This is a genomic window from Rhodopseudomonas rhenobacensis, from assembly GCF_014203125.1.
Lineage (GTDB): Bacteria > Pseudomonadota > Alphaproteobacteria > Rhizobiales > Xanthobacteraceae > Rhodopseudomonas_A > Rhodopseudomonas_A rhenobacensis.
Genome location: NZ_JACHIH010000017.1, coordinates 50,420 through 63,377, shown reverse-complemented (window position 1 = coordinate 63,377; position 12,958 = coordinate 50,420). Strand labels below are relative to the sequence as shown.

12 protein-coding genes are annotated in these 12,958 nt (G+C 67.6%); 8 read left to right on the top strand and 4 right to left on the bottom strand.

What is annotated here, in order from left to right; all coding sequences use genetic code 11:
• Positions 1 to 153 precede the first annotated feature (153 nt).
• The 3 genes from HNR60_RS14115 (at position 154) to HNR60_RS14105 (ending at position 4,361) form a co-directional block, all read left to right on the top strand.
• Positions 154 to 933 (top strand): Spy/CpxP family protein refolding chaperone, encoded by a 780-nt coding sequence (locus tag HNR60_RS14115; RefSeq protein WP_184258496.1) that lies wholly within the window; start codon positions 154 to 156, stop codon positions 931 to 933.
• Between the two features lie 439 nt (positions 934 to 1,372).
• Positions 1,373 to 2,677, top strand: coding sequence for a tetratricopeptide repeat protein (locus HNR60_RS14110; protein ID WP_246432952.1), 1,305 nt, complete (start codon positions 1,373 to 1,375; stop codon positions 2,675 to 2,677).
• Between the two features lie 10 nt (positions 2,678 to 2,687).
• Positions 2,688 to 4,361: a FecR family protein gene (locus tag HNR60_RS14105; protein WP_347339344.1), complete on the top strand. Its 1,674-nt coding sequence runs from the start codon at positions 2,688 to 2,690 to the stop codon at positions 4,359 to 4,361.
• Positions 4,362 to 4,363: 2 nt separating this feature from the next.
• On the opposite strand, the gene HNR60_RS14100 is transcribed toward HNR60_RS14105, so the two are convergent.
• The gene (locus HNR60_RS14100; protein WP_184258494.1) at positions 4,364 to 4,801 is read right to left on the bottom strand and encodes a hypothetical protein; all 438 of its coding nucleotides are present in this window, start codon (positions 4,799 to 4,801) and stop codon (positions 4,364 to 4,366) included.
• Positions 4,802 to 5,024: 223 nt separating this feature from the next.
• Between HNR60_RS14100 and HNR60_RS14095 the strand changes: the two genes are divergently transcribed.
• The gene (locus tag HNR60_RS14095; RefSeq protein ID WP_184258577.1) at positions 5,025 to 7,292 is read left to right on the top strand and encodes a CHASE2 domain-containing protein; all 2,268 of its coding nucleotides are present in this window, start codon (positions 5,025 to 5,027) and stop codon (positions 7,290 to 7,292) included.
• 142 nt (positions 7,293 to 7,434) lie between these two features.
• Positions 7,435 to 7,659, top strand: a complete 225-nt coding sequence (locus HNR60_RS14090) for a DUF3222 family protein (RefSeq protein ID WP_184258492.1) — start codon at positions 7,435 to 7,437, stop codon at positions 7,657 to 7,659.
• A gap of 21 nt (positions 7,660 to 7,680) precedes the next feature.
• Here HNR60_RS14090 and cpaB read toward each other — a convergent pair whose 3' ends face one another.
• The 3 genes from cpaB to HNR60_RS14075 all read right to left on the bottom strand — a co-directional run bounded on the left by cpaB (position 7,681) and on the right by HNR60_RS14075 (position 10,427).
• The gene (gene cpaB / locus HNR60_RS14085; protein WP_184258490.1) at positions 7,681 to 8,469 is read right to left on the bottom strand and encodes a Flp pilus assembly protein CpaB; all 789 of its coding nucleotides are present in this window, start codon (positions 8,467 to 8,469) and stop codon (positions 7,681 to 7,683) included.
• Between the two features lie 210 nt (positions 8,470 to 8,679).
• The gene (locus tag HNR60_RS14080) at positions 8,680 to 9,744 is read right to left on the bottom strand and encodes an ATP-binding protein (protein ID WP_184258488.1); all 1,065 of its coding nucleotides are present in this window, start codon (positions 9,742 to 9,744) and stop codon (positions 8,680 to 8,682) included.
• A complete protein-coding gene (locus tag HNR60_RS14075) occupies positions 9,741 to 10,427 on the bottom strand; it encodes a response regulator (RefSeq protein WP_184258486.1) in 687 nt (228 codons plus the stop codon). The genes HNR60_RS14080 and HNR60_RS14075 overlap by 4 nt, the downstream gene beginning before the upstream one ends.
• Positions 10,428 to 10,634: 207 nt before the next feature.
• On the opposite strand from HNR60_RS14075, the gene HNR60_RS14070 reads away from it, so the two are divergent.
• The 3 genes from HNR60_RS14070 (at position 10,635) to HNR60_RS14060 (ending at position 12,945) form a co-directional block, all read left to right on the top strand.
• Positions 10,635 to 11,105 (top strand): DUF2147 domain-containing protein, encoded by a 471-nt coding sequence (locus HNR60_RS14070; protein ID WP_184258484.1) that lies wholly within the window; start codon positions 10,635 to 10,637, stop codon positions 11,103 to 11,105.
• Between the two features lie 97 nt (positions 11,106 to 11,202).
• Complete coding sequence (locus tag HNR60_RS14065) at positions 11,203 to 11,700, top strand: GNAT family N-acetyltransferase (protein WP_184258482.1); 498 nt, start codon at positions 11,203 to 11,205, stop codon at positions 11,698 to 11,700.
• A gap of 84 nt (positions 11,701 to 11,784) precedes the next feature.
• On the top strand, positions 11,785 to 12,945 hold the full coding sequence (locus HNR60_RS14060; protein ID WP_184258480.1) for an efflux RND transporter periplasmic adaptor subunit: 1,161 nt from the start codon (positions 11,785 to 11,787) through the stop codon (positions 12,943 to 12,945).
• Positions 12,946 to 12,958 lie beyond the last annotated feature (13 nt).

Below are 12,958 nucleotides of genomic sequence, written 5' to 3'. Positions count from 1 at the left end.
CTGCGCAATTCGGCCGCCGCGGCGGCGCCGGGCGAGCCGGGCCTTCACCCCGCCGCATCGCTCTGCCAGACTTCGAACCGAATCGGCGGGCCTGCTGCCAGCTGCGTACGGCAGACGGGCGGAAACCACGCGGAAGCTCCGGGAGAAGTCTTGATGCACAGCCCCATCATCACGCGGCGAGGCGACCGGCGCCTGATCATTCCACGTCGCGCGGCGCCATTGGCGCTGCTCGCCGCGGCGCTGCTGGCGATGCCGCTTCCCGCCGGCGCTCAGGGCCTGGTGCAGGGCGTGCAGCAGGGCTCGCGCGAAGGCAACAAGGCGGCCGGGCCGGTCGGCGGCGTGCTGGGCGGGGCGATCGGCGGCGTGGTCGGCGTGGTCGGCAGCGTGCTCGGCGTGCCCGGCAACGCGCCGCGGCAGCAGCCGGCGCAGCAGGGCCCCACACCGGCGCCGGACGGCCAGTCGCAGTCCAATGCGCCGGCGAAATCCGCCGCCAAGCCGGCCCGAGGCACGAAGGCCGCCAAGGAGGCGGCCAAGAAGCCGCGCGCGCCGACCGTCGCAGCACCAGTGCCGGTCGAACTCACCGCCGAGCAGATCGTCGCCAATTCGGATGCCAACATCGCCCGGATCAAGGCCGAGCTGAACCTGACGCCGGAGCAGGAGAAACATTGGACCGCGTTCAACGCCGCGATGCATTCGCTCGGCAACAACGGCGCCGACCGGCTGCGGCTGCGCGCCGAGCGCGCCAAGCGCGATCCGCCCGACGACATCGTCGAACAGATGCGCAACGAGGCGCAGTTTCTCTATGACCGCGCGCAGGATCAGCGCAACGTCGCCGACGCCGCCGACCCGTTGTTCATGAGCCTCGACGCCAAGCAGAAGCCGGTTTTCATCGAGGAGATGGTGCGGCTCTCGCGCGAGCGCGGACTGGATTAGCAACGTCGCAGATTGCATTGGTGCGCTTGAATAGTCCTCGGTCGTCATTCCGGGGCGCGAGCAGCGACAGCTGCGAGCGAGCCCGGAATACATAACCCCTGCAGGGCATATGGATTCCGGACTTGCTCGTTCTTCGAACTCGCAATCCGGAATGACGGTTGATTTTGGATCGATGCTGCGATCCACACGAGCAGCCACATAGCTCGCTGCTCGCTGCAACGCGGCGGCGGGGTCGTGAAGTGGCACCATGCCGCCGTGGCAGAAAAGTCACGACTGCGGCCCGATGACCGGCCGGGGCGCAAAAACGAATACCATTTTACGCCGGTTGCCCCCTAGATTGACGGATTGAAACGGCAAGGCGGGCTAACTGCCGCCGAAAAATCATTTGATCCGGGGCGTTGACGTGAAGTTTCTTTTCAACACCAAGGCATTACTCTATTTGGCGGCCGGCTGCGTGGCGCTCAGCGCGCCCGCCCGCGCGGAGCCCACCGCGGCGCCGACGCCGGCCTCGGTGGTGCAGGGCGATTACGACGCGCTGTTTCAGCAGATGTATCAGAGCCCGTCCAACCTGGACGTCAGTTTCAGGTTCGCCCACGAGGCGGTGGCGCGCGGCGACTACGAAGCCGCGATCGGCGCGCTGGAGCGCATGTTGTTCTTCAATCCGGATCTGCCGCGGGTCAAGCTCGAGCTCGGCGTGCTGTATTTCAAGCTCGGCTCGTTCGAAATCGCTCGCGGCTATCTGCAGGACGCCGTGAAGGGCGCCAACGTGCCGGCCGAGGTGCGCTCCCAGGTGATGGCTTATCTCGCGGAAATCGACCGCCGGCTGTCGCGCCATGACTACAGCGTGTTCCTCAACGCCGGCATTCGCTATCAGAGCAACGCCAATGTCGGGCCGAACGGGCTGTTGGTCCGCGCGCTGGGCAACGACGCCACGCTCGACGGCAAATACGGCAAGCAGCCGGACTGGAGCACGTTCCAGACCGTCGCCGCCAACTACGCCTACAAGCTGAACACCCGCGGCGACGCCTTCGAGCTGACCTTCCTCGGCATCAATGCGCGGCAGAACAAGCTCAGCCAATACAATCTCGGCCTGGTCGAAGTGCTGGCCGGCCAGCGCGTGGCGATCGGCCAGAACGCCTCGTTGAAATATTACGGCATCGGCGATCAGGTCTGGCTCGGCGACGCCAGCTACTTCAACGCGGTCGGCGGCGGCCTGTCGGCGCGCACCGCGATCGGCGACATCGGGCTCGCCGAGGCGCTGGTGGAAACCCGGCACCGCCGCTTTTCCGACTCGGTGAACTATCCGACCGCCAGCGAGCAGTCCGGCGAGCTGCTCACCGCCGCGGTGCTCACCGATCTGCGCTTCGGTCCGCTGCACTGGACTACGCGGCTCGGCTACGACTGCAACAACGCCATCACCGATTACAACAGCTACAAGCGCTACTCGATCGACCTCGCGTTCCCGTATGAATTCTCCACCGCGCTGTTCGGCGCGCCGCGGCAATTCGTCATCGCGCCGACCGTGGGCTACAGCTTCGCGCGCTACGACGCGCCGTATTTCATCGTCGATCCCGACGTGGCGCGGCGCGATCGCGAATGGCGCTACGGCGGCATCATCGACGCGCAGCTGGTCGACAACATCGGGCTGCGCACCCAGCTGCAGTATTTCAAGATCAATTCCACACTGCCGAACTACACCACGGACAATCTGTCGGTCTCGGTCGGACCGACGGTGCGGTTTTGAGGGGCGGGCGATGATGATGAGCACAACGGGTCGGATCGCGGGTGCCGCCGCACTGCTGGCGCTGATCGGCGGCGCCGCCACCGCGCAGGAGGTCGGCAAGGCCTCGGCGGTCAATCCCGCCGCCACCGCCAATTTGCGCACCATCACCATCGGCGCGTCGATCTCGCACAAGGAGCGCATCAAGACCGCGGCGGAAGGCTCGGTGCAGCTGTTGTTCATCGACAAGACCTCGATGACCATCGGGCCGAACAGCGATCTCACCATCGACGAATACGTCTACAATCCGAACGCCGGCACCGGCAAACTCGCCGCCACGCTCGGCAAGGGCGCGCTGCGCTTCGTCGGCGGCCAGATCAGCCATTCCGGCGACGCCGAGATCAAGACCGCCGACGCGGTGATCGGCATCCGCGGCGGCGTGGCGCTGATCTCGACCGCCAACGTCTATGCCGGCTACGGCTCCTCGACGGTGACGTCGCGCGGCGGCAGCGTCACGCTCGGCGCCGGCGAGTTCACCGCCTTGTCGGGCGGCGGCGCGCCGCCGAGCCCGCCCGGGCCGCCGCCGGAGGGCTTCGTCGCGCGGATGATCCAGAGCTTCCAGAGCGCCGGCGGCCAATCCGGCGGCGCACCGAAGGGCACCGCGTCGCCGGCCAATGTGGCGCGCGCGGAAAGCCGCGCCACCGGCCGCAATGGCGGCGCGGTCGCCGGATCGCTGACGCCGACGCCGGTGGTGACCCATGTCGCGCCGCTGCTCGCCGGATCGACTACCACCACCAGCCTGGCGCAGACCATCCAGACCTCGACGCAGAGCGGGGTGGTGCAAAACGTGGCGAAGGACATGCGGCCAAGCATTACGCTGACCGGATGGATCGGCGGTATCGATCGGGTCGAGTTCGACTACGGGACCATGCCGTTTGTTGGCAATGGGATTGCGACTGTTAAGCTCGATGGAACCGCTGGGCGGATGCAAGCCGACTTTCTGTTCTTTGAGGAAGGTCATCTTCAGTTCGGCTCAATCGATCCTGCGATGCCGGCCGATAGCGTCTATCAAGACTATAACAATTTCACAGCCACGTCGCCGCGGGGGAAGACCTCCAATGGGGTACCTTACGTTGGCACCGTAACGACGGTGAGCACCAGCCAAGCACGCGCGTTTGCGACCAGTGTCGGCACTCCGAATCTTACGATCTGCGAATGCGAGTATACGAAGTGGGGGATCTGGGAGGTGCATACGCCGGATAACTACGTCGGGAGTCCGGAACGGTTGACCGGATCCTGGGTGGCCGGTCGCTCGCCGGGCATTAACGACGTGCCGACCACCGGTCGGGCAACCTATACCGGTCACGTCATCGCCAATGTTCAGGACGTGACGTTGTTCCGCCAAGTAGTCGGAGATCAGCGTCTGGTCGCCGGCAATTTCTCCAACACCGTCGACTTCGGCAACCGCACCGGCAGCGTCAGCGTCAGCAATCTCGACCGCACCAACTACACCGGGGTGATCGCGCTGCAGAGCGATCCGCGCAACTTCGTCGGCGCGCTGCGCGGCGACGTCGGCGACCGCAGCATGGGCCTGCTCGGGAGTTTCTTCCGTGGCCCGAAAAACCCGGTGGGCGAGATGGGCGGCACCGTGGTGATCGGCGGCACCAACTATCTCGGCAGCGGGGTGTTCGCGGCACGCACCCGCTAGCGCTACAGGCCGCGCGGCGAGGCCGCGGCGGCCGGCAACCCGGCGGCCTGCTGCGCGCTGCGGCCCTGGCTCGGCGCCACATAGCGCGCGGTGGCTTTGACTTCGCTGCGCTTGCCCGGATCGATCAGCACCACCGACATCGTGAGCTGTTCGGCCGAAGCGGCGACGCGGTGCAGCGTCGCCGGTTGGTCGGCGAGCGAGGTCTTGGCGGCCGCGACCGAGGCCGCGATGCGCTGCTCGCCGGGCTTGCCGATGCTGTCGGCCAAGGCGGTAACGCCGGCGAGCGCGGCGTTATTGGCCAATTCCTGCAGCCGGGCTTGCGGCGCGCCGGCGCCGCGGCTGGCGATCGCGACGCCGACCCCGGCGAGCAGCACGCCTGCGGCGGCGAGGCCGGCCAGCGCCTTGGCGCTCTTCCGCGAGCTGGGTCTCGTCGAAGCCATCCTGCGCGTCCTTTGCGTCGTTGCCGTCTTCGGCGCTGTCAAAACCATGGCGGGACGCCGTTCAGTTTCCTAACATGACGCTCCGCGCGGCTCGGGCCGCCGCATATCGGATTGTCGCCTTGCTCACGTCGACCACGCGTCCGCTGATTTGCTCCGCTGTGCTAACGGCGAGCCTGGCGCGTCGGTTCCGTCGGCGGAGCGCCTGTCGGATGGCGGTCGCGTGATGCGCGCGCAGCCGATGCGACTGCGGCGGCTGGCGCTGGTAGGAGCGCGGCTGCGCCGCTTCGCCCGCAGCCGCAACGGCCGCGCCACCGCGGCGGCGCTATTGACGCTCGTCGCGCTGACGCTGCTGCGCGCTTACGACCCGCGGCTGGTCAGCGAGTTGAAGGAGCGCACCTTCGACACCTATCAGCGGCTGCAGCCGCGGGCTTACGCGGAATTGCCGGTGCGCATCGTCGACATCGACGAGGCCTCGATCGCGGCGTTCGGGCAATGGCCGTGGCCGCGCAGCCGGCTCGCCGCGCTGACCCGCAGGCTCGGCGAGCTCGGCGCCGGCGTGGTCGCCTTCGACGTGATCTTCGCCGAGCCCGACCGCACCACGCCGGCGCGGCTCGCCGCCGACCTGATCGCGCAGGACGCGCCGGATCGCGAGCAGGCGGTGGCGTTGTTGAAGAGCCTGCCGGATCACGACCAGATGTTCGCCGAGGCGATCGGCAAGACGCCGAGCGTGCTCGGCTTTGCCGCGACGCGCCAGGCCAATGACAACCGGCCTTCGGTCAAGGCGGGGCTGGCGTTCGTCGGCGTCACGCCGACGCGGGTGCTGCCGGCGTTTCGCGGCACGGTGCCGAACCTGCCGGCGCTCGACGCCGCAGCGGCGGGCTCGGGCGCGATCAATCTCAGCGCGCGCGACCGCTCCGGGGTGATCCGCCGGGTGCCGATGCTGTTGTCCGACGGCAGCCGGATCTATCCGACGCTGGCGGTCGAGGCGCTGCGGGTGGCGCAGGGCCAGAAGGGGCTGGTGGTGCGCGGCACCGGCGCCAGCGGCGACGCCGACACCGGGGAGGCGGCGCTGCTCGACATGCGGGTCGGCGCGTTCAAGATCCCGCTGACCTATGACGGCGAGGCCTGGATCTATTTCGACCACGATCGCGCCGCGCGCTACCTTTCGGTCAAGGACGTGCTCGATCCCGCGAAGGAAGCCGAGGTTCGCGGACGGCTCGACGGCGCCATCGTGCTGGTCGGCACCTCGGCGTCGGGTCTGGTCGACGCCCGCACCACGCCGCTCGGCGAAACCGTGCCGGGCGTGGCGATCCACGCGCAGCTGATCGAGCAGATCATCGCGCAGGATTTTCTGGCGCGGCCGGACTGGGCCGACGGCTTCGAAATATTGCTGACGCTGCTGCTCGGGCTGTTGGTCACCGCGCTGGTGCTGGCGTTCGGCGCGCGGTTCTCGCTGATCGCCGGCGGCATCGTGCTGGGCAGCGCGGTGGCAGCCTCATGGCTGGCGTTTTCGCATCTCCGACTGCTGATCGACCCGGTGTATCCGTCGCTGGCGGCACTCGCCACCTACATTGCGGTGGAGCGCGTGCTGCACGTCACCGCCGACCGCGAGAAGACCTTCGTGCGGCAGGCGTTCGGGCAATATCTCGCGCCTGAGCTTTTGGCGCGGCTGGAGCAGGCGCCGGACGCCATGAAGCTCGGCGGCGAACAGCGCGAACTCACCGTGATGTTCATGGACGTGCGCGGCTTCACGCCGATCTCCGAGGAATTGACGGCGACCGAGCTCGTCGACTTCATCAACACGCTGCTGGCGCCGCTGTCGGATGCGATCCAGGACGAGCTCGGCACCATCGACAAATACATCGGCGATTCCATCATGGCGTTCTGGAACGCGCCGGTCGATCTGCCGGATCACGCCGCGCGGGCCTGCCGCGCCGCGCTGAAGATGCGTTCGGCGCTCGACAATCTGAACGACGTCGACGCGTTCGGATTTGCCGCGCGGGGCTTTGCCGACCCAAAGGTCAGGATCGGCGTCGGGCTCAATACCGGGCTGGCCTGCGTCGGCAATATGGGCTCGCAGAAGCGCTTCAACTATTCGGCGATGGGCGACGTCGTCAACGTCGCGGCACGGATCGAATCCGCCACCAAGAGTTTCGGCACCGATCTCTTGGTGTCCGAGGAACTGGCCCGCGCGGCGCCCGGCATTGCGCTGCTGGAGGCCGGCGAGATTCGGCTGAAGGGCAAGTCGCGCTCGACCAAATTGTTTGCGATCGCCGGCGACGAGACGATGGCGCAAAGCGCCGAGTTCCAGCAATTGGCGCGCGCGCATCGCGCGCTATTGGAAGCGATCGACCGCGGCGACGGCGACGGCGCCATCAATGCGCTGGCAGAATGCCGCGCGCGATGCGGCCCGGCGTTGCAGGGGCTGTATGATCATCTGGCGACGCGGCTGGCGTCGCGGGATTTGAACGCCAGCGACGCTGTGCGTTGAGGGCCACTTCGTCACGTGGCGATTGTTTTCAGCGAGCGCCGCGCGTTTGGCGTGAGACCGTTCGGAAAACTGTTGCAACCAAGCGGCCTCGGCTCCACTATTTCCCGTCTGCACCACCGAATTGAAACTGCCGGAACCTGCAATGACCGCATTCGCCGCCGAAGACGTCCGCAAGATCGCTCTCGCTCTCAGCAAGACGGCGATCGAAACCGTGTCGGAGGAGGACGGCGGCGCCCGCAATCAATGCAAGCTGTGCCACGCCTCGGTGTCGTGGGAACACAAGGGCGAGGACATCGTGCATCAGCCGGACTGCGCGGTCGCGCTCGGCCAGCGGCTGTTGGCCAAGCTGCAGCCCTACGGCGTCTAGCGCCGCGTCCCATCCATCGCCCTAACGGCGCTGGCACAGCGGCGTGCAGCTGTAGAACTCGCGCTCCTGGCCCTTGTAGACGGTGATCTGGGTCTCGTCGCCGGCTTGCGCCACCAGATTGACGTCGACCAGGCTGCGCAGCGCCAGCGACAGCGTTCCGGCCTGTCGCGCCCGCGCCAACGCCTCGGCCTGCTCCGGCTTCAACTCCAGCGTCGCGGTCTTGCCGATCACCGCGTTCTGGCCGTCGCGCTCCTTCGGCGCCTGGTCGATCGCCAGCACCCTGACGTTGCTGAGGATGATTTCCGAACTCACGATGTCTTTCTCCTGATCGCGATGGCGCTTGGAGAGGATGACGTCGACGCGGTCGTTGGGCAGGATGAAGCCGCCGGCGCCGGTCTCCGGCGAGATTTCGGTGGAGATCGCCCGCATCCCGGCCGGCAGCACCGCCGCCATGAAGCCGGAGCCGTTCGGGCGCACCAGCTTGGCTTCGCGGATCGGTTCGCCGGCGACGAAGGGCGAGCGCGCAATCGCGCCGACCACCCGGTCGACCGCATCCGGCTGCTGATCGCGCCGGATCAAATTGCCGCTCGCGGCGTCGGCCGGCCAGCTCTGCCATTGCGCGTCGGTGGTGGCGACGATCCTGCCGAGCGCGATGTCGGACTTCGCCACCAGCACGTCGACGGTCTTGAGCTGAGCGACCGCCGGCACGGTCACTTGCGGTTGCGGTCGATCGGTGCCGGCGGCGAGAAAGGCCGCGGCGGCGCCGGCGCTCAGCGCGACCAATATGACGATGACCCGCGCGTTCTGCATAGGCTCAACTCCTCGGCGATTGCAGGCTTCACTGCCGCCGCAAGTTGAGCAGAGCTTGGTCAAAACAAGATTAATTTCCCCGGAGAATAACTGGTAGTTGTATATCCGGCCATCGGGCGAAGGTAATTTGTTACTGATCAGCAGGGTGCCGGCGACTATCAGTCGTTACCTGCGTTGTGGTGGAGTGTGAGGCGACGCGTCCGACCAGGATCAGTTGCCGCTCAGCGGCAGCTCGATTTCGAACACCGCGCCGCCGCGCGAAGACCGACGGTACGCGGCGCGGCCGCCGTGTGCTTCGGCGATGGCGCGTACCACGGACAGGCCGAGCCCCGATCCGCCGAGCCGCCGCGAGCGCGACGCTTCGCTGCGCGCGAACGGCTCGAACGCGCGGCGGGCGAATGTCGGTGACAGGCCGGGGCCGTCGTCCTCGACCCGGATGACCGCGAAGTCGCCGGATTTCAGCGTCGAGAGTTCGATGCTGCCGGGCCGCGCATGACGCTGCGCATTGTCGAGCAGCGCGAGCAGCGCCTGACGGATGCGAACCGCGTCGCCGCGAACCGCCACATCGACCAGGGTGACGTCGAGCGCAAAGCCGGCCTTCACCAGCGAAGGCTCCAAGAGCTCGGCGACGCTGCGAACCTCGGCGGCGAGGGCGACCTGTTCGATCCGCAGATCGAGATGCCCGCCATCCGCCAGGGTGACCGTGCGCAGGTCTTCGACCAGCCGCGACAGCCCGTCGACCTGCAGCAGCAGATTGCAGATCAGCGCCGCATCGGCGGTGAAGACGCCGTCGGCGATGCCTTGCAGGCGGCCCTTCAGGATGGTGAGCGGCGTTCGCAGCTCGTGGGCGATCGTCGCGTTCCAGGCCGTCATGTCTTCCGCGATATCCTGCAGCCGCTGCGCCATCGCGTTGAAATCGTCGACCAGCTGCGCGGTTTCGCCGAGCGAGCGGTCGCCGGGCGAGGCGCGGGCCGAGAGGTCTCCCGCCGCGATCTTGCGCGCGCTTTCCGCCAGCGAATTCAGCGGAGCCAGGATTCGTTTCGCCAGCCGAAGCGCGACCACGATGGCCAGCGCCAATCCGATCAGCAGGAACACCGCGATCATCACCAGATCCGACGCTTCCGGAAGCAGCGGGATCGGCCCGGGCGGCGGCGGAAAATAGCTGAGATAGATGCCGTAGAAGATGAACGAACCGACGAACACGATCAGCATCGCGATCGTCGCCACCACGCTCATCGACAGGATGATCTGCCCGCTCAGCCGATAGCGCTTCATAGCGCGGCCAAACGATAGCCGATGCCGCGAACTCCGGACAGCATGCCGGGCGCGCCGGCCTCCTCGAGTTTCTTGCGAAGATTGCTGATGTGGCTGTCCACCGTGCGTTCGAGCGCGTCGCTGCCGGGCAGGCAGGCATCGACCAGTTCGCTGCGGGTGAACGCCTTGGTCGGGGTTCGCGCCATGTGAGCGAGCAGGCGGAATTCGGTGAGGGTGAGCGGCAGCGGCCGCGCGGCGTCGTTGCCCTCGATCCTTACCACGTGGCTGTCGAGATCGATGGCGACGCGATCGACCCGCAGCATGCGGCCGGCGCCCGACTGGCCGACCCGGCGCAACACCGCCTTGCTGCGCGCCACCACTTCGACCGGATTGAACGGCTTGACGACGTAGTCGTCGGCGCCGATGCGCAGTCCCTGCAGGCGGTCGATGTCCTGGTCGAGCGCGGTGATCATGATCACCGCGGTATCGCCGCGACGGCGAACCTCGGCCAGCACCTCCCAACCATCGAGCCGCGGCATGGTGACGTCGAGCAGAATGAGGTCCGGCTTCAGCGCCAGGTGCAGGTCGAGCGCGGTCCGACCGTCGCCGGCGCGCACCGTGCGGAAGCCCTCCCGCACCAGATAGGCGTCGAGAATTTCGCAGATCTGCGGTTCGTCTTCGGCAATCAGAATGAGGGCGTTCATCGCAACCCACGGCCAAGCGTCATGGAGTCTCATGGCACGGCGCCAAGCGCGCCGTCGACCCAGTATGGGCCCGCTCCACCAAATCTCCATGCATTCTCCATCGGCGATCGATCCGCCTCGGCGACGAGGAGATGACCGGCGCCGCCCGGCAAGCCGGCGGACCTGACGCCGCCCCTGATGGCCGCGCCCTTTTAAGGAGCTTCTCGCATGCGTATCGACCCCGTTCGGACCGCCATTTACGCGCTGCCGCTGGTATTGGCGGTGACGCTGGTGTTCGCACGCGACGTCACTTCGGAGCGCGGCAGGCCGCAGACCGATCCGTTCGGCACATGGTTGACCCAGGCCGGCGACGCCAAGGTGCTGGTGAAGCGGTGCGGCGCGGCGATCTGCGGCAAGGTGGTGTGGCTGAAGCAGCCGCTCGACGGCGCAACCGGCAAGCCGCAGACCGACGACAAGAACCCGGATCCGTCGCTCAGAACGCGGCGCATCGTGGGGCTGCAGCTGTTCCTCGACATGCTGCCTGCGACGCCCAGCTCGTGGTCGGGCCGGGTCTACAACGCCGACGACGGCAAGAGCTACGACAGCACGGTGGCGCTGCTCGATGCCGGACGTCTCGAAGTGCGGGGCTGCGTCGGCGCGCTGTGCGGGAGCGAAATATGGACCAGGAGCGCGCGATAGGGCGCCTCATCGGGTCCCCAGCACGACCTCGCGGGATAGCGCGCGCAGCGACGACCCGAAAACGTCTTTCCTCCAAAGTGACAAGAGAGCTAACTACATGAGTGACCTCCTCGTCCGTCTCTATGATCTTCCCGACATTCGCACGGCGGAGAAGATCGCTGCCCACGGCATCAGGGTTCGTCGCGCGATGGCGGCCGAGGCCCATGTCGTGCTGCCCTGGATCGAACAGCATTTCGACCGCCCCTGGGTCAGCGAAGCGACGCGCGCCTTCACGCGTTCGCCGGCGATGGTCTGGATCGCCGTGCAGAACAACGAGCTGCTGGGCTTTGCCTGCGCCGACTGCTCGATGCGCGGCTTCTTCGGCCCGACCGGCGTGGCGAAGGCCGCGCGCGGGCAGGGCGTCGGCGAGGCGCTGTTGTTCGCCACGCTGCGCGGCATGCGAGAGGCCGAATACGCCTATGCGATCATCGGCGGCGTCGGGCCGGTCGCCTTCTATCGCAAGCATCTCGATGCGATCGATATCCCTGGCTCGGAAGACAGCATCTATGCCGCGATGCTGCACGATGAGGAAGCGTCCGGTTTCGACCATGAGTAACGCGAAACCGATGCTGGTGCGCACCAGCTCAGATCATGCGCGGCGGCACGTCGGTGCGCCGGTCCTTGTCGAAGAGACGATGCGGTGATCCATCAATTGCGTGCCGCCAACATCCTGCTCGCGGTCCTCGCAGCGCTCGGTCTGGCGGGCTGCGGCCAGCGGTCCTCCGACGACGGCAGCGCGACGGCGGTTGCGCCGCCGGCGCTCGTCACGGTGATGTCGGTCAAGCCCGAAACGGTGACGCTCATCGACGACCTGCCGGGGCGGGTGGCGGCGTTCCGGACCGCGGAGATCCGGCCGCAGGTCGGCGGGATCCTCGAGAAGCGGCTGTTCGATCAAGGCTCCGAAGTCGAAGCCGGCCAGCCGCTGTTTCAGATCAACGCCGATGTGTTCACCGCGGAGGTCGGCAGCGCGGCCGCAGTGCTTCAGCGGGTCGAAGCCGGTCTTGTGCGCGCCCAAGGCAAGCTCGACCGCGCCAAACAATTGTTGCCGAGCAGCGCGATCAGCCGCGAGGCCTATGACGACGCGGTCGCCGGCGTCGCCGAGGCCAAGGCCAATGTGGCGGAGGCCGCCGCCACGCTCAAGCGCAAGCAGCTCGATCTGGCGTTCAGCACGGTGCGGGCGCCGATCTCGGGGCGAACCGGGCAGGCGCTCGCCAGCGAAGGCGCGCTCGCCGCGGTGGCGTCGACCGCGCCGCTGGCGATCATCCAGCAGATCGACCGGGTCTATGTCGACGTGCGGCAGCCCGCGTCGCAGCTCGACGCGATCCGCGAGGCCGCCCGATCCGGGCCGCTTGACGACGCCTCGACGCTGCCGGTGACGATCGTCGCCGCCGGCGGCAAGGCGGTCGAAGGTCACGCGCTGTTCTCCGATATCAGCGTCGATCCGGGGACCGGCAACGTCACCGTGCGGATCGAAGTCGCCAATCCGGATCGGCTGCTGCTTCCCGGCATGTACGTCCGCGCCCGGCTGCCGCGCGGCGTCAGGCGCGATGCGTTGCTGGTGCCGCAGGAGGCCGTGGTGCGCGACCCGGCCGGAACGCCGCAACTGCTGATCGTCGACGATCGCAAGCGGGCGGCGCGGCGCACGGTCGGTCTCGGCGAGATCGTCGGCCGCCGCTACATCGTGAACTCCGGGCTGCAAGCCGGCGAGACCGTGGTGGTGCAGGGTCAGGACCGCGCGAAAGACGACGCGGTGGTCGAGACCGCGCCGTTCGCCGCGACCGCCGCGCCGGCGGCCAACTAACCGGGCGGCGACG